This window comes from Rhizobium grahamii CCGE 502 (assembly GCF_000298315.2).
In the GTDB taxonomy this organism is placed as follows: Bacteria; Pseudomonadota; Alphaproteobacteria; order Rhizobiales; family Rhizobiaceae; genus Rhizobium; species Rhizobium grahamii.
Map to the genome: position 1 here is coordinate 129502 of NZ_AEYE02000015.1, position 16385 is coordinate 145886.

Sequence of the window (16385 nt, forward strand, 5' to 3'; positions counted from 1 at the left end):
TTCCTCGGGGAGCCGGTCAGGCCGGTCGAAATGTTATGGCGTTATTGAGCGATGGGCTCTGGCGACGCCTGGTGTCGCCAATGGCTGGCCGTCGGCAGCCGACGCGCAGTCGCCAGCTTTCCAGCGGTGAAGTAGAAAAGAAACGTTCCGACGTTGTACGGCGTCAGAATATCGATCTCCACGAAGGAGCGGATCGTCAGCAGGACGGCGATAGAGAAAAGCAGATAGGATTCAACATTCCTGAAATCCTCGATGACGCGCCGCAAGTGCCCCCAGAGGATCCGCAGCAGCATCATCGCGAGGGTAAAGACGCCCGCTAGGCCCAGTTCGACGGCCGTTTCGATATAGGTGTTATGGAAATGGAAGCCGCTGCGCGACCCGATGAAGAACTCTTCCCACAGACGCTCCGGCTCGGAGAAGCCCTGGACCCAATAGGCCTGATAGCCGATGCCGAAAATCGGATTCTGTTTTGCCGCCTCGATCCCCTGTTGCCAGAGATAGGTGCGCCCGGTCAGGGTGGAGTCCTTGCCGAAGATGCCAAGAACAGCATCGACTGCCCCGAGATAGACACCCGCAACGGCGAGAACGATAACGGCCACACCGCCGCCGACGACGAGCAGTTTACGGTGATCTGGCGTCAGTGCGAGGACGACATGCAATCCCATCATCAAGGCCAGCACAACAGCTGTGGTCAGCACGGATGTCGCCGATTGGCAGGCAATGAGGCAATAGGCGGACAAAAGCCCAACCACGCCGGACGCAGCCATCCAGAGGCGTCTCTCGCCGAAGATGAAAACGGTTGCGAACGAAACGATGAGCCCCAGCGACGCATAGAAGCCGAGCTGGTTCTTCGAGGCGAAGGCCCCCACGAAACTGAAGGTGCCATCCAGCGGATCGTATTCGTAGTAGCCGAACAGCAGCGAATAAACGAGAACGATCCCAACACCGGCAACCATGCCAACCGTCAGGGTTCTGACGTCGAGCACACGCACCGCAATCAGCGCACAGATGACCTGCGTCAGGTACTGAATGCTGGCCCGTAGCGAGATGCTGGGAACAGCCGACCAGAACACCGACAGGAAGGCGAGTGCCGCGAAGGCATAGATCCAGAGGTAACGACCATGGCTGCCGAGCACCTTCTTGTAGTCGACGGCGATCAGCGGCAGCCAGAGCACATAGTAAAGCAGGATCGCCACCTGCCCGAACTTGATCGAGTAGGCGAAGCAAAAGAGTGACAGTGCCACGGCGGGGATGGCATAAGCCGCGTTCCCACCTGGCTGAATGAGCGCCGATTTTGCGATCCGCATTGCGGCCTCGTTATCTCATCGCCAATCCGGCAGTGACCTTGATCAGGTCGCCGGGCAAGAGCGCCGTATTTTCCTGAACCGGAATCTCCTTCGCCTTGCCGTCAACTTCGCGGACGACCGAATAGGCGATGCTCGCAGCCCCGGTGCTGGTGTCAAAACGGGCGGCATCGGTCGATTGCGTCAACGCCTCCGCCATCAGCGAGTTGCTGGTTTCAAGCTTGAGATTGAGTTCGTCGAGCTGAGCGTCGGCATTCTGGAGCTCTTGGGATAGCTGTGCATCCCAGTCGTTCCGAAGCGTGATCTCGTCCTGGTTGGCCTTGCTGATATCCTGCTTGGCCTTCAGCGAATTGGTATCGATATCGAGAAGCGTCGCCTCGGTATCTGCAGCCCGCTGTTCGGCCGCCATCTTGCGTGCACTGAGCGCAAGCCCTTTTTCCGCAAGATCCTCCACCTTGTCGCGGTCCTCGGTTGCAAGCTGCAACTGCCGAGTCTGCGTTTCGGTTTTCTTCGCAAGAGTCTCGACCTCGCTTTGCAGCAGTTGCTTGAGGTCGGCGAGTGCCTGAAGCTGCAGCGTCAAGCGCTTCTTGCGGGTGTTCATGAGCGCCGTTTCGCTGTCAAGCAGAGGCTTCGCCTCCGGCTTGTCCTGCAGCTCCTTCGGCATTTCAATCGTATCCTGGTTGGCGATCTCGGCGCGCAGCCGGGCCTGCTTCACCAACAGGCGTGCGCGGTCGGCCATGTAGACGACCGCGTCCCCTTTGGCGTTGATGAAGTCACGGGCAAACCGTTGCCCAGCGTCCGCGCGGCGCAGACCGCCGGCAAGACTCACGGCCTTAACGATCGTCAGATTCGGCGCAAACGGATATTCGCCGGGCTTTTCGACGTCACCGGACAGATAAACCGGCCGGAATTCCGAGAGCTCGACCGAGGCAGATGGACGGTCCTTCAGAGCAAATTGCTTCTGCAGAGCCGTGCCGATCTCCTGGGCGATTGCGTCAGTCGTTTTGCCCGAAGCAGGCATGTCTCCGACGAAAGGCAAAGAAATGCTTCCTGAAGGCCCGACCGTGTAGTCCCCACTGACGACCGACCAGTCGCGGATGCTGCCATCCGCGGTCTGCCACTCGGCAACCCGGATCTTCAGCTTGTCCATGATACCAAGACGGTAGTCGTCGGCAGCAGCAAGCGATGAAGACGCCAGAAAAGCACCAAGTCCGGCTGCGACAACAATACCGGATCTTAGCGTGCGAAATCGTCCGGCCTTGCCGTCAAGAAAGCGTTTTTCCATTACCTTCCCCGTGTCTCGGCACGACAAGCCGCAAAGCGTCGCCGCGCAGTACTGTTTGGGTTTTGAGATGCGGCTTAGTAGCTGCCGCGTTGAGCGCATACCGCCGGAATTGTGCGTGCGATGATCACGACATCCCGAACCAGCGACCAGTTTTCGACGTAGTGTGTGTCGAAGGCGACGCGAGTTGCGTAAGAAACGTCATTGCGTCCGCTGATCTGCCACAGGCCCGTCAGGCCAGGGCGAGATTGCAGATAGTAGACGGCCGAATTCTCGTACATTTCGAGTTCGTCTCGAACGACAGGACGCGGACCGACGACGCTCATTTCGCCGCGGATGATATTGAAGAGCTGGGGCAGCTCATCAAGACTCAACTTGCGTAGAACGGCACCAACGGCAGTAACCCGGGGGTCATCCTGCAGTTTGCGCGTTGCACGCCACTCTTCCATGGCCTTCGGATTGTTACGCAGGTGCTCCTGCAGAACCTTATCACCATTGGTGACCATTGTCCGAAACTTCAGGCAACGGAACTCCTGGCCGTTATGGCCGATGCGGCGATGTCCATAGAAGATCGGTCCTTTGTCCGAGAGCTTCACTAGCAACATCACCATTAAAAAAAAGCGGGCTCAGAAAGATGAGCCCGAGGCATGCGGCGGACATGTCGAATGCCCGTTTCGCGATCCCGCCAGTCGGCGGAAACACGCTCTGATGAACTACGCCATAAACTGGCGAACTGTCCGATCTCGTCGCAGACTTCATAGAGGTAACTCCACTTATGTTTGCCGTTTGGTCGGGTAGGCTCAGGCCGCTTAGCTAGCGCTGACGAGTTCAAAGTGTATGAGGTGATTTTGTTTTTTTAAGCCACAATTTTGCGACTGTGCCTTTCCGGCATGTTTTCGGAGCCGCCGTTCAACTTTTTTGTTTTTAAGAATGTTCTGAAACAATCATACAATTCTTTGGCGATTTCGAACTAATCTCTGCGTGTACCAATAAAAGTCTCTGGCATTGCTATCCGAGCCAAAGATACTGAAGTCTAGGACGTCAGGGCGGGGTGCCGGCAATTGCTGGTTTGCACTGTCGGCTTCTGAAAAAGGCCCGGTTTCTATTTGCAAAAAGGGACCGCCTATTGCATCGCACCATACATTTTGCACTGCACCAGCTAACCGTTTGAAATTAAAACTTTGTAATAAAAGTTGAACGGAAAGCGCTCTAAACGCACCCCTTACCGCATACATTGTGGCACTAATAGGAGCGTGTATTGCCAAATTGTGCGCAACTAGCGATGGGTGCAATATTTTTTAATCATCTTTCGCGGAAGCGATCGAAGGATGGCGGTGCGTGGCATTTTTACCAATAGCCGGAAGAAACCTTTAAGATCGTAGCTGTACTACGCATCTCGCAGACGCAAAAAAGCGCCTTCAGACCTTCAGTTGAAACAGGAAGTCCTGTAGAACATTATCCTAGGAAGGATCCTGGTGGCGCTTTCGTCTTCAATGATTGTACGTTGAACGAAGCTCCGATGGAGGAGGCACACATGTATGCACCTCGCGTTATCTTCAGCATGCTCGGCGCATTGGCCGTGTTTGCTGTGGCAACGTATTGGCTGAGCGGTTCTCTCACAGGCACCGCGATCAAGACGGCGATCTGCGCCGTCCTGCTTCAGGCCGGCTACTTCGGCGGCGTCTTATATCTAGTCTGGAAGGAGACCAGGAGCCGAACGATTCGCCCGGCAACGCGGCGCGATGAAGCGGAAAAGATGCCCGTCTCTCCCTTCAAGGGCTCGGAACCCTTCAACCGCTAAGCGTTTCGATTTCGAAGCGCAGCCATGCCCTTCAGGCATGGAAAGGATTCCCGTTCGTAACATCATTTGAAGAGCGGACCGTTGTCCGCCACATTTTGACGTCTTAGTTGTTGGGCGAAACAACGGAGGTCACGCGTGGCAAAAACCGCAAGCATTTGCGTCATCATCGCTGCCAAGAACGCAGCAGACACCATCGAAACTGCCGTCAGATCGGCCCTTCAAGAGCCTGAAGTAGCCGAAGTCGTAGTTGTCGATGACGGCTCCGACGATGACACGGCGGGGACCGCAAGGCGGGCCGACGACGCCAGCGGCAGGTTGAATGTTGTCAGATTCGACCAAAACAAAGGGCCGTCGGCCGCCCGCAACCACGCCATCGCAATCTCTTCGGCGCCACTGATTGCAATTCTGGATGCAGACGATTTCTTTTTCGCGGGCCGCTTTGGCCGGATGCTTGCAGAAGACGACTGGGAGTTCGTTGCCGACAACATCGCGTTCGTCGATGCGGATACGGCAAGCCTAGCGCCGGGGCGGCTGCAGCAATTCGCCGAAAATCCGCTCTTCCTCGACCTGCCTACCTTCGTCGACGGCAACATTTCCAAGCGCGGTGTTCGCCGCGGCGAGATCGGCTTCCTGAAGCCAATCATGCGCCGCGCCTTTCTGGACAAGCACGATCTGCGTTACCGCCAGGAAATGCGGCTGGGCGAAGACTACGATCTCTACATCCGGGCCTTGGCGCTCGGCGCCCGCTACAAGGTGATCCACAGCTGCGGCTACGGCGCCGTCGTGCGTGGCGACTCGCTCAGTGGACGCCATCGCACCGAGGATCTGCGCCGCTTGTATGAGGCCGATCGCACGCTCCTGAAGTCGGTGAAGTTGCCCCCACAGGCAGCGGAAGCCGTGCGCCGGCATGAGCGGCATGTGCGCGGCAAATATGAGCTGCGGCGGTTTCTCGATATCAAGGGCCAGGCAGGCCCGCTAGCAGCGATCGCCTACGTCGCTGGGAACCCAGGGGCCTTCCCCGCGATTGCGACGGGTATCCTGATGGACAAGACGGAACGGCTTCGCAACCCAGGTGGTGTTTCCGTCACAGCACCGGGCAACGGTTTGCGATATCTTCTGAGCGCCCCGGCAAAATAGCCGGGGGCTGACTACTTTGAGAGCTTGCCGGCAGCCAGTTGCAGCGCACTCCCAAGCAGACGGGGATCGCGCGCCGCCCAGCGTGCAAGCAATCTGAAATCCGGCGCCTTGCGACGGCGCAACAGGCCGATTTGGCTCCAGATCGCCTGCTTTCGCGCCGTATTTTTGTGTTCCTTGATGGTCTCGACCTCCTGCGGTCGACGAGAGAACCGGCTTTCAAGCTGGTCAAGCGCCATCCAGGTGATGAATTGCTGCTTGAGAAACTCCGGAGAGGCGTTGTCGACGCCGTGGAAGATGTTGATGCCTTCGCCGCGCAGCGCGCCCGGCTCCCCGCAGAGCAGCACCTGCCGCGCCGCAATAATGCAATCGCAGAAGAACAGGACGTCCTCGGCGGCCAATCGCAAGGCGGCGTCGAAACGGACCTTCTCGAATAGCGGCCGACCTATAACCATACAGGACATGTGCAGGAAGGCCCAGTTCTTCAGCATGACGCCGGCAAGATCCGGCACGTCGAGGATCAGCGGCTTGTCCAACAGGCGCCGCGCTCCCTCCTCTTTCTCGAGAGCGGCGATACCGAAGTGATAGTCAAACTCCTCGCCGCCTTCGATAGACGCCCAGTAGCAGTCGCCACCGAAGGCCTCCATCGCCTTGGCTGCGTTGGCCAGATGGTCGGGAGTCCAGACATCATCGGAGTCGAGAAAGGCAACGTATCGCGTCGCCTTCGGCACATGATCGAGCCCAGTGTTTCTGGCGCCGCCAGGCCCGGCGTTCGGTTGGGGGATCACTGTCACGCGCGCCCTATTCTCCTCCGACAGAAGAGCGAGGTCCGCATCTGGGGAACGTGGTGACTGGTCGTCGACGACGATGACATCAACATCCGTGTAGCTTTGCGACAAGACCGACCCCAAGGCGCGGCTGAGAATGCCGTCCTCGCGCTGATAGAAGGGGATGATGATCGTGAAGGTCGCCATAGTCTCTCCCTTGAGATACGCGAAGTTATGTTTTCGCCCCAGCGCATCTAGGGGTGAATGACAGGCGCAGCAAGTGTGCTGCACTGCAAAATGATGACGCTCATTTCGGCCGAAGTTTGTCAAAGCTGCTCATCGACAGGATCGCATCAACCCGTATCGAAACGAAACGCCGGCTCGCTCTCAAGCCGCAATTCCGCCACGATCGGAGCCGCTCGTCAGCCTCTCGTTGTAACAATCGTTCACCAGTCAACAAAAACTTTTAGGCCACTCGCCGACGAAAAAGCCTAGAAATTGATGAATATCATCATGTTATGAAATGCACTGCTGACGTTGACGTTGAGGACGTTTCGGCGGACCGACACATAGGCTTTTTCTCATACTGAGCCAGGACAGTACGACTGTTACGAAGTGGGACCGCCGATCACTTTTTGCTGCACCGCCATATTTTCTTCCGTGAATCCGCCCTAACTTCGGGGTGCGGGCTCGAGTCTGCTCTGATTGAAAACGGTCGCAAGGGGAGGTGCGGCCCAAAAGGGGTGACTGATAGCGTGAATGTTGATGCGAATGTATCGTCGCGGATAAATCTGATGCGCATCGTGCTCATATCGGGCATTGTGTTCGTCCATATACCGTTCGACGCCGCCAGCAGTCCCTACGAGGGGGCCTACGGCGCATTTGACTGGATCCGGGTTTTCCTGACGGAGGCGCTGTTTCGCGTCGGCGTTCCCTGCCTGAGCGCAATCTCGGGCTATCTGCTGTTCCGCAGCGGGCAGGAGAACTTCAGCTACAAGAAAACCGTGCGCACGAAGGTGCAGACGGTGTTTCTGCCGTTCCTGCTTTGGAACTGTGCATTCATCGCAGCAATCCTCCTCGCCACCAGTGTCGGGGTCGGTGACGGCTATCTGCCCGACCCGCTGCACGCCTCCGGCCGTGATCTGATGACGCAAGTGCTGGCGGTCGAGAATTTCCCGGCCAACGTACCTTTGTACTTCCTCCGCGATCTCTTCGTCTGCATCCTGCTTTCGCCAATCCTTGCCTGGCTGATCAGCCGGGCTCCGATACTGACGTTGACTGCCTTGCTGGTAATCGCGCTCATTCCGGAACTGTCGATCTACATCGTTCTAAAGCGCTCCATCCTTTTCACCTTCAGTCTCGGCATCTTCCTTGCCTTGCAGCAGTTTGACCTCAAGGCTCTCGATCGCTTTGCGTCGGTTGGCGTCCTTCTACTGCTCGCTTCCTCGGCCCTTCTGGCAACCGCCATCTTTTTCACCGGACCTTCGCTACCGGATTGGGTGCAATTCTTCCGCAACGCGCTCGCAATCGGTGGTGCATTGGGCTTCTGGCTGCTCTCGGCTCCGCTGATCAAGACGCAGATTGGCCAACGACTCGCAAAGACCGGGAGCCTCAGCTTCTGGATCTTTTGCGCCCACTACCCGCTCCTCATTTTCCTCTGGATTCTGTGGGGCAAAGCAGACCTGAGCTTCTATCCGTTGTTCTTCGTTCTGTCCTTCGTCCTGCTGTTTCCATTGCTCGCTCTCTCAAACGGGCTGTGCCGGAAGAATACTCCGCGCGTCTACGCCGTCCTGACCGGCGGCAGAACCAAACGGTCCGTGAACCCGGCGTCGCAGCGCGACGTCTCTCCCGAACTCGTTTCACAGCAAAGGTGACACATGACGACCAAAATCGCCCATGCGCGAAAACTTTGCCTGAGCCTAATTGCCATCGCGGCAACCGGCGTTTCAGTCCTGCCGGCCTCGGCACAACAGGCATCTGGAAAATCCTTCGTGGATGACTTTGACAAGATCAACCGCGGCTTCTGGTATGTTTCCGACGGCTGGAACAACGGCGCCCACCAGAACTGCACCTGGTCGAAGAACAACGTGAACGTCGAGAACGGCGTCCTTCAGCTCTCCTTCGCGGACGGAAAGTCCAAGGACCGCAGCTATCTCTGCGGGGAGATCCAGACGACCAAGCGTTACAGCTACGGCACCTATGAAGCCCGTATCAAGGCCGGCACCGGCTCTGGTCTGAATTCGGCGTTCTTCACTTACATCGGCCCTGCCGACAAGCAGAAGCACGATGAGATCGACTTCGAGGTATTGGGCAAGAACACCGGCGAAGTGCAGGTAAACCAGTATGTGCAGGCCAAGGGCGGTAACGAGAAACTCGTTCCGGTTGGCAGCAAAGCCGATGATGGCTTCAACGACTATGCCTTCATCTGGGAAAAAGACCGGTTGCGTTACTACCTGAACGGCAAGCTCGTTCAGGACGTTACCGATCCGTCGAAGATACCGTCCACCCCGCAGAAGATCTTCTTCAGCCTCTGGGGTTCGGACACGCTTTCGAACTGGATGGGGCGCTTCGACTACACGAAGCCGGCCGTTCTCAGCGTCGATCGGGTTGCTTTCACCGCGCTTGGCGACAAGTGCCAGTTCCCTGAATCCATCGCATGCACGCTCAACTGATCAGCGCCGCCAGAGCTCACACAGGAAAAGGAACGTCGATGCTCAAAGTGCTCTACCTCGTGCACGACCTGGCAGACCCTGCCGTCCGACGGCGGGTGCTGATGCTGCGCGAGGGCGGTGCCGAAGTGGTGCTGGCCGGTTTTCGCCGCGGGGAAAACCGCCTTGCCGAAGTGCACGGGGTAACCCCGATCGAACTCGGACGCACGGCCGACGCCAAGTTTGCGCAGCGAATGAGCGCGGTTACAAAGGCGATGGTCGGCCTGAAGGCGCTGCTGAAGAACGTCGAGAAACCCGATCTCATCATCGGCCGCAATCTCGAGGCACTCGCCGTCGCCCACAGGGCCAACGCACTGTTCGGCGGCAGCGTTCCTGTCGTCTATGAATGTCTGGACATCCACCGCCTGTTGCTGCGCGACGATGTGGTCGGCAAGATGATCCGCCGCGCCGAAGCACACTTCGGCCAGGATGCAAAGCTGATCCTGACGAGTTCTCCCGCCTTCATTGACAACTATTTCCGTCCTCGCTCAGGCGTCCAAGCGGAAACGCTTTTGATCGAAAACAAGGTCATCGCCCTGGATGAAACGGCGATAGAGCCCACCTTTGCCCGCCCGTTGAAGCAGCCAGGACAGCCCTGGAAGATCGGTTGGTTCGGTGCGCTTCGCTGCCGCAAGTCGCTCGGTCTCCTTGCCGAGTTCTCGCGCCGGATGGAAGGCAGGGTCGAGGTCGTATTGCGTGGCCGCCCTGCCTATTCCGAATTCGAGGATTTCGACGCTTTCGTGCGCGATGAACCCTATCTTCGCTTCGAAGGCCCCTATCGCAACCCCGAGGATCTGCGAGCGATCTACGACGACGTCCACTTTTCCTGGGCTATCGATTTCTTCGAGGAAGGTCTCAACTCCAGCTGGCTCCTGCCGAACCGCCTGTATGAGGGATGCCTGTACGGCGCGGTCCCGATCGCTCTGAAAGGGACCGAGACCGCACGCTTCCTCGAGGCCCGCGAGATCGGCCTTGAGCTGTCCGAAGTGAACTTTTCTCAGCTCGAGGCATTGTTCGAAAGCATGACCGGCGAGCGCTACGGCGCATTGAGCGATGCTATCGCCGCCAAAGATCAAAAAACCTGGCTTGCCGACCGCAGCGATTGCGCGGCCCTCGTCGCAAGCCTTTCCCGCCTTGTCCCGGCAAACGCAGAGAGGGGCGGTGCCGGCGCAATTATTCCAACAAGCGTGTCTCCAGAAGGGTGGACAACCATGAAGCCTGATGTCGGTGCCAGCGTCTCCAGTCTCATCATCATTCCTTGCCTGAACGAAGAGAAGCATATCGAGGCTTTGCTCGCTAAGTTGAGCCTCGAAATCGATCACATGGATGCCCGGATCGTCGTCGCCGATGGCGGCAGCACGGATGCGACGCGCGACATCGTCGCCCGTGTCAGCGCCGCTGATCCGAGGATTGTGCTGCTCCACAATCCCCGGCGGATCCAGAGTGCGGCGATCAATCTCGCGGTCCAGACCTTTGGCCGCGACTATGACTACCTGATCCGCATCGACGCACACGGCGATTACCCCGCCGACTATTGCCGTCGCCTCGTCCAGGAGGCCGTGCTGACCCAGGCGGACTCTATCGTGGTCGCCATGGAAACCGTCGGCTTCGGCGTCTTCCAGAAGGCGACGGCCTTCGCCCAAAACTCCAAGCTCGGGAACGGCGGCTCCAAGCATCGCGAAGGCGCCAAGGCCCATTGGACCAATCACGGCCATCACGCACTCATGCGCATCGCAGCCTTCGACACTGTCGGCGGCTACGATGAAACCTTCAGCCACAACGAGGATGCAGAACTCGACTACCGCTTGAAGCAGGCGGGCTTCGGCATCTGGATGACCGACAAGACGCGGATGACCTACTATCCACGCTCGACCATCTCGACGCTGTTCCGCCAATATCTGGGCTACGGTCGCGGCCGCGCCAAGAACATCCTGAAGCACGGCAGCATGCCCAATCTTCGGCAGATGCTTCCGCTTCTCGTCGTACCGGTGTTCATCGGTGCGTTTCTCGCCGTTCTGAACTGGGCCGCCGTCATCCCGTTTAGCCTCTGGGCCGTTGCCTGCGTTGGCTACGGCTTCTGGATGGCCATCGGCCACAAGAATCCATACGGGCCCCTCGCCGCCGTTTCGGCAATGGTGATGCACTTTGCCTGGTCGGCCGGCTTCTGGATGGAGCTTCTGAGCTTCCGCGGCAGGAAGGTCTCTTCATGAAGGATGTGAAGCCCATGCAGATCGATATCGGCGTCTGCACTTACCGCCGCGCTTCGCTCGACGAAGCGCTGCTTTCGCTTGCGATTCTTGCCGTTCCGGAAGGCGCAAAGCTGCGGATCATCGTTGCCGACAATGACAAGGTTCCGAGCGCCAAGGATCGGGTCGATGCGCTCCGTGCGACCATTCCGCATGAGATTGCCTATGTGCACTGCCCGGCGTCGAACATCTCGATTGCCCGCAACGCATGCCTGGACAATACGACCGGCGACTTCCTGGCCTTCATCGATGATGATGAGGATGCCAGCGAGGAATGGCTGGTGGAATTGCTTGCCGCTGCTAAGAAGACCAAGGCCGACGCCGTGCTTGGCCCCGTCCGCAGCGTCTACTCGTCCACGGCGCCGAACTGGATGCGCGAGGGTGACTTCCACTCGACCCTGCCCGTATGGGTCGGCGGTGAGATCCGCACCGGCTATACCTGCAACGTCCTCCTTCGCCTCGACTCGCCTCACGTGGCCGGCCGCCGCTTCAATCTGGCCCTCGGTCGCACCGGTGGTGAGGACACCGAATTCTTCAGCCATATGCATACCGATGGCGGCGGGATTGCCTTTGCACCCGAGGCCTATGTCTATGAACCGGTGACCGAAAGCCGGGCTGGCCTGTCCTGGCTTGCCAAACGCCGCTTTCGCTTCGGCCAGACGCATGGGCGGTTGCTCCAGGAAAAGAACACCGGTCTGCAGCGGCTAAAGCAGATCGGCCTTGCCGCTGCCAAGGCGGCCTTCTGCTACGGTGCGGCGGTTGCCTGCATCTTTTCTCCGATTCCACGCTATCGCTACGCCCTTCGCGGCCTCATGCATACCGGCGTGGTGATTGGTTTGCTGGGCGTTCGTGAGATCCGTCAGTACGGAACGGCGGAGGCTGCATGACGCAAACCCAGCCCGATGTCAGCTTCATCGTCGCCGCTTATAATGCGGAAGAAACGCTCGCCAAGGCGATCGACAGCGCCCTTGCACAACAGGGTGTGTCGGTGGAGGTGATCGTCGCCGATGACTGCTCGACGGATGAGACGAGAACAATTGCCGAAAGCTACGCGGACAGGGGCGTAAAACTCCTGGCGCTTGCGCGCAATGGCGGGCCAGCGGCAGCGCGCAATGCCGCGTTGTCGGCGGCGACCGGCCGGTGGCTAGCTGTGCTCGACTCCGACGACACGGTCGAGCCGCAGCGACTGCAGCGCATGATCAAGCGCGCCGAGAATGCCAGTGCCCAGATTGCCGTCGACAATCTTCGCGTCATTCGCGCCGACGGGACGCCGCCGGAGACGATGTTTACCGAGCAATCGCTGGCCGAAACACCGGAACTGATACTCCCCGTATTCATACGATCGAATGCCCTGTTTCAGACAACCCATAACTTTGGTTATCTCAAGCCGATCTTTCAGCGCGCTTTCATCGAACAGCATGGACTTTGCTTCAACGAAGCCTTGAAGGTCGGCGAGGACTATCTGTTCCTCGCCTCGGCCATGGCGCTTGGTGGGCGCTGCGTGATCGAGCCTGTCCCCGGCTACGACTATCAGATCCGTGAGGGATCGATTTCGCGCGTTCTTGCCCTTCATCACATCGATGCCATGATCGAGGGTGATAAGACCTTTCTTCGAGATCACACGCTGGATGCGGAGGCGGCGGCCGCACAAGAGTTTCGCGAACAGAGCCTCCGCCGAGGCCGCGCATTCCTCATCCTCGTACAGAACATCAAAGACCGGTCGATCTCCGGAGCGATCAAAACGGCCTGGAGCAATCCGTCGGCGGTGGCGCATCTCAAGATGCCGATCGCCATTCGGATTAATCGCGCACTCGCGCCGCTTCGCCATCTGATAAGCCCGCGGACCGACCTAACAGCCATCGATGGCGTGACCCGCTCCCGCAAAGGATAGAGCCATGAACCAACGGAACCTGACCTTGCACAGCACTTTGCCCAAAGGGGCCGACGATTCCGATTCATTCATCGACATCGATCGCCTGATCGCCATCCTCATCCGCCGCGCCGGATCGATCGCGCTTTGCGTCGCTGCAACCGTGACGCTCGCCGTCATCTATCTGCTCTTTGCGACGGCCCAATACACGTCAATGACGCAGATTTTGCTCGATGACGACATCGCGAAATACGCGCAGGATCCGACCCCCGCCGCCAGTTCGCAGCAGGTCGACATGCAGATCGCCAGCGCCGTCGAAATCCTGAAATCCAACGAGCTCGCGCTTCGCGTCGTCGATGCAGAGAAGCTTCAGGACAATGACACGATCCTCGATCCTCCGAAGTCACCCGCCGCGTTGATCAAGTCCGGGGTGAAGCTTGTCGTTAGCGCACTGGCGCCAGGCGGCCCGCCGGCGACCGAAGCCGACGAGCGCAATGCCCGCCGCCAGAAGGCGGCCGCATTACTTCAGGACGCCGTGACCGTATCGCGCGTCAACCGCAGTTCCGTTCTGGCGGTTTCCTTCCGTTCGACCGACAAGCTTCTTGCTGCGCGGATCACCAAAGCCTACGCGAACGCCTACTTGAACGATCAGCTGAACGCCAATTTCGACGCAACGGAAAGCGCCTCTGTCTGGCTGCAGCAGCGCCTTGCCGATCTTCGTGGGCGGTCGCAGCAGGCAGCCCTCGACGTCGCTCAGTTCAGGGCCGCGAACGGCCTGACCTCCGCGAATGGCGAACTAATGTCGGACCAGCAGCTTGCCGATCTTAACAAGCAACTGATTGTGGCGCAGGCAGACAGCGCCAGCGCATCGGCGCGCTACAACCAGTTCAAGTCAATCATCGATCTTGGTCCGGAGAGCGCCGTCAACAACGCCGCGATCTCATCAGGCCAAGCGGATAACACGGTGATCAAGGATTTGCGCACCCGTTACGCCGCGGTGAGCAAGCGTGAGCAGGAGGTGACAACCAACTTCGGTGAGGACCACCCGCAGGCCGTCGCTTTGCGCGCTGAAAAGCAGGACCTGACCCGCCAGATCTATCAGGAATTGCAGCAACTGACCGCGAGCTATCGAAACGAGTTCGAAGTCGCTCGTTCTCGCGAAGCGTCGCTTCGCGAGAACATCGAGCACCTGACAGGCAAGAATTCGGAAGCCAACAAGTCGCTCGTGCAGCTCGGCGACCTCGAGCAACGCGCAGCGGCCCTGAAGACACTCTACGAGTCTTACCTCGGCAAGTACGAGGAGGCCTCGCAGCGGCAGTCCTTCCCGATTGCCAAGGCCCGCGTGATATCCGAAGCAGGCGTTCCCGCCTCCCCGTCCAGCCCGAAAAAGACCATGACGCTCGGCCTCGCAATCGTTCTTGGCCTGATGGCCGGCGGCGCGCTGACCGCCTTCCAGGAGTTCCGGGAGCGTTTCTTCCGCGTCGAGGGCGATGTCAGAACGATCCTTGGCCTCAAGTTCCTCGGTTATCTGCCGCTCATCGGCAAGCTGCCGCGGGAGAGCAAGATTTTCCGGCCTCGGCCCCATTCATCCGTGGAGCCTGCCGAAGCCGCTGATTCTGACGCGACTTTCGAACGCATCATGCGCGTCGTCCTCGAAGCGCCACGCTCGATATTCGCCGAAACCCTGCGCAATGCGAAGCTTGCGAGCGACGTGATGTTCCAGGGCAAATCAGACCGCGTCATTGGCGTCGTCTCGGCAATGCCGGGAGAAGGCAAGTCGACGACGGCCGCCAACTTCGCGGCGCTCCTGGCCTCCAGCGGCAAGCGCACGCTGCTCATCGACGCCGACCTTCGCAACCCGGGACTGACCCGGATGCTGAGGAATCCTCCGCAACAGGGGCTTGTCGAAGCCGTTCTCGGTGAGGTTCCGTGGGCCAGCGCCGTCAAGATCGATCCGATAACGAAATTGGCAATCCTGCCGGTCCTGTCGAACGACCATCTGATGCACACCAGCGAGCTGCTCGCTTCGCAAGGTATGTTCAATCTCATGGAAAACGCCCGCAAGATGTTCGACTACATCGTCGTCGACCTTGCGCCGCTTGGCCCGGTCATCGATGCCAAGGCATTTGCACCGCAGGTGGACGGCTTCCTGTTTGTGACCGAGTGGGGCTCGACGCCGACATCAGTCGTGCGTGACCTCCTCAATGCAGAGCCGCAAATCAAGTCCAAGATTCTCGGCGTGATCCTCAACAAGACCGACATGACCGAACTCGGCAAGTTCACCAATTTCGGCGGCACGGAACGCTACCGCCATAAATATGTGAGCTACTACACCGATGAGACGTCAAAGAAGCGGGAGCCGGCGGAAGCCGGCGCCTGATCACGTCTGGAACAGATGCACACGCCCCTTCCACAGCTTGGCAACGGTCAGTTTGCCGCTGTGGTAGGCTGCGGTATCAAGATTCAGTCTCTTCGGCAGGACCTCAGGCTCATCGTTCGGCGTATGACCGTGGACGATCACCTTGGGCAGCGGCAGGCGGCTCTCGAAGAAGCGATGACGGATGAAGACAAGGTCATCGTCGCTTTGCGCGTCGATCGATAGCATCGGATCAATACCCGCGTGCACGAAGAGCACATTCGGCGTATCGACGAAGATCGGAAGCGATCGCAGAAAGTCCACGTGCGGCTTCGGTATAGATTGCCTGATGAACCCATCGAGCTTCGCCGCGGTCGGGAAGATCCGCGGCAGTTGATCCGGGTCCAGACCATAGGAGCGTAGCAGCGCATCCGACCCCATCCGCATCCAGTCCGAGAACGAAATTAGGCCATCAAGGTAGTCGAGCATCGTCGTCTCATGGTTGCCGGTCAGGCAGATGCGGTCGAAATTCTCGGGCGGAGGTGCCATCAGGTGAGAGATGACCTGTGCCGATGATGGCCCCCGGTCGATGTAATCGCCAAGCGTGATGATCAGCTTGCGGCCCGGGATAGTGGCAGCATCATCGATGATTGCCTGCTCTGCCTTCTGCAACAGGTCAAGCCTGCCATGAATATCGCCGATGGCGTAGATCGGAATATCGCCGGGATCCAGTTTCAGCCGCTCACGGACCGTCGAAGGCATGTTGAACCTCTCATTGCGGGCGTCGAAGCGTCGTTGCGCTTCGCATGTATGCAATCAAGCGATAATAAAAATTCAATCGCTCGTGCATTCGTAGAAAAACGGGCCTTATCATTGCGCCCGTGATCCATCAATCCTAAAGGCTCAACTGATCGGAG

Annotated in this window: 12 protein-coding genes and 2 pseudogenes; 9 read left to right on the plus strand and 5 right to left on the minus strand. The window is 58.7% G+C overall.

What is annotated here, in order from left to right:
* Positions 1-41: 41 nt before the first annotated feature.
* The 3 genes and pseudogenes from RGCCGE502_RS14855 to RGCCGE502_RS14865 all read right to left on the minus strand — a co-directional run bounded on the left by RGCCGE502_RS14855 (position 42) and on the right by RGCCGE502_RS14865 (position 3345).
* Positions 42-1307 (minus strand): O-antigen ligase family protein, encoded by a 1266-nt coding sequence (locus tag RGCCGE502_RS14855; RefSeq protein WP_016554988.1) that lies wholly within the window; start codon positions 1305-1307, stop codon positions 42-44.
* A gap of 10 nt (positions 1308-1317) precedes the next feature.
* Positions 1318-2589: a polysaccharide biosynthesis/export family protein gene (locus RGCCGE502_RS14860; RefSeq protein WP_016554989.1), complete on the minus strand. Its 1272-nt coding sequence runs from the start codon at positions 2587-2589 to the stop codon at positions 1318-1320.
* Positions 2590-2663: 74 nt separating this feature from the next.
* Positions 2664-3345 (minus strand): annotated as a pseudogene (locus tag RGCCGE502_RS14865) (sugar transferase).
* A 775-nt stretch (positions 3346-4120) separates the two neighbouring features.
* Here RGCCGE502_RS14865 and RGCCGE502_RS14870 point away from each other — a divergent pair.
* Both RGCCGE502_RS14870 and RGCCGE502_RS14875 read left to right on the plus strand, forming a co-directional pair.
* On the plus strand, positions 4121-4387 hold the full coding sequence (locus RGCCGE502_RS14870; protein ID WP_016554991.1) for an exopolysaccharide production repressor protein: 267 nt from the start codon (positions 4121-4123) through the stop codon (positions 4385-4387).
* Between the two features lie 135 nt (positions 4388-4522).
* A complete protein-coding gene (locus RGCCGE502_RS14875) occupies positions 4523-5524 on the plus strand; it encodes a glycosyltransferase family 2 protein (protein ID WP_016554992.1) in 1002 nt (333 codons plus the stop codon).
* Between the two features lie 11 nt (positions 5525-5535).
* Here the strand turns inward: RGCCGE502_RS14875 and RGCCGE502_RS14880 are convergent, their stop codons facing one another.
* Positions 5536-6495 carry a glycosyltransferase family 2 protein gene (locus tag RGCCGE502_RS14880; RefSeq protein ID WP_016554993.1) on the minus strand — a complete coding sequence of 320 codons (960 nt, stop codon included), beginning with the start codon at positions 6493-6495 and terminating at the stop codon, positions 5536-5538.
* Positions 6496-7043: 548 nt separating this feature from the next.
* On the opposite strand from RGCCGE502_RS14880, the gene RGCCGE502_RS14885 reads away from it, so the two are divergent.
* The 7 genes and pseudogenes from RGCCGE502_RS14885 to RGCCGE502_RS14910 all read left to right on the plus strand — a co-directional run bounded on the left by RGCCGE502_RS14885 (position 7044) and on the right by RGCCGE502_RS14910 (position 15492).
* The gene (locus RGCCGE502_RS14885; protein WP_040674633.1) at positions 7044-8162 is read left to right on the plus strand and encodes an acyltransferase family protein; all 1119 of its coding nucleotides are present in this window, start codon (positions 7044-7046) and stop codon (positions 8160-8162) included.
* Between the two features lie 3 nt (positions 8163-8165).
* On the plus strand, positions 8166-8960 hold the full coding sequence (gene exoK, locus RGCCGE502_RS14890; protein ID WP_016554995.1) for an endo-1,3-1,4-beta-glycanase ExoK: 795 nt from the start codon (positions 8166-8168) through the stop codon (positions 8958-8960).
* A 38-nt stretch (positions 8961-8998) separates the two neighbouring features.
* Positions 8999-10132, plus strand: a pseudogene (locus RGCCGE502_RS38900) (glycosyltransferase family protein); the annotation flags it as partial.
* Between the two features lie 75 nt (positions 10133-10207).
* On the plus strand, positions 10208-11206 hold the full coding sequence (locus RGCCGE502_RS37270) for a glycosyltransferase family 2 protein (RefSeq protein WP_051158684.1): 999 nt from the start codon (positions 10208-10210) through the stop codon (positions 11204-11206).
* Positions 11203-12129, plus strand: a complete 927-nt coding sequence (locus tag RGCCGE502_RS14900) for a glycosyltransferase family 2 protein (protein WP_016554997.1) — start codon at positions 11203-11205, stop codon at positions 12127-12129. Before RGCCGE502_RS37270 ends, RGCCGE502_RS14900 begins: the two co-directional genes overlap by 4 nt.
* On the plus strand, positions 12126-13133 hold the full coding sequence (locus tag RGCCGE502_RS14905) for a glycosyltransferase family 2 protein (protein WP_016554998.1): 1008 nt from the start codon (positions 12126-12128) through the stop codon (positions 13131-13133). Before RGCCGE502_RS14900 ends, RGCCGE502_RS14905 begins: the two co-directional genes overlap by 4 nt.
* Positions 13134-13137: 4 nt before the next feature.
* Positions 13138-15492, plus strand: coding sequence for a polysaccharide biosynthesis tyrosine autokinase (locus RGCCGE502_RS14910; RefSeq protein WP_016554999.1), 2355 nt, complete (start codon positions 13138-13140; stop codon positions 15490-15492).
* Here the strand turns inward: RGCCGE502_RS14910 and RGCCGE502_RS14915 are convergent, their stop codons facing one another.
* Entirely contained in the window at positions 15493-16230 is a 738-nt protein-coding gene (locus RGCCGE502_RS14915; protein ID WP_016555000.1) for a metallophosphoesterase, read from the minus strand. It abuts the gene before it with no gap.
* Positions 16231-16385: the final 155 nt, after the last annotated feature.

Coding starts and splice junctions, on each gene's coding strand:
- RGCCGE502_RS14855 (WP_016554988.1), bottom strand. CDS start 1,307: ATGCGGATCGCAAAATCGGCGCTCATTCAGCCAGGTGGGAACGCGGCT.
- RGCCGE502_RS14860 (WP_016554989.1), bottom strand. CDS start 2,589: ATGGAAAAACGCTTTCTTGACGGCAAGGCCGGACGATTTCGCACGCTA.
- RGCCGE502_RS14870 (WP_016554991.1), top strand. CDS start 4,121: ATGTATGCACCTCGCGTTATCTTCAGCATGCTCGGCGCATTGGCCGTG.
- RGCCGE502_RS14880 (WP_016554993.1), bottom strand. CDS start 6,495: ATGGCGACCTTCACGATCATCATCCCCTTCTATCAGCGCGAGGACGGC.
- exoK (WP_016554995.1), top strand. CDS start 8,166: ATGACGACCAAAATCGCCCATGCGCGAAAACTTTGCCTGAGCCTAATT.
- RGCCGE502_RS37270 (WP_051158684.1), top strand. CDS start 10,208: ATGAAGCCTGATGTCGGTGCCAGCGTCTCCAGTCTCATCATCATTCCT.
- RGCCGE502_RS14900 (WP_016554997.1), top strand. CDS start 11,203: ATGAAGGATGTGAAGCCCATGCAGATCGATATCGGCGTCTGCACTTAC.
- RGCCGE502_RS14905 (WP_016554998.1), top strand. CDS start 12,126: ATGACGCAAACCCAGCCCGATGTCAGCTTCATCGTCGCCGCTTATAAT.
- RGCCGE502_RS14910 (WP_016554999.1), top strand. CDS start 13,138: ATGAACCAACGGAACCTGACCTTGCACAGCACTTTGCCCAAAGGGGCC.
- RGCCGE502_RS14915 (WP_016555000.1), bottom strand. CDS start 16,230: ATGCCTTCGACGGTCCGTGAGCGGCTGAAACTGGATCCCGGCGATATT.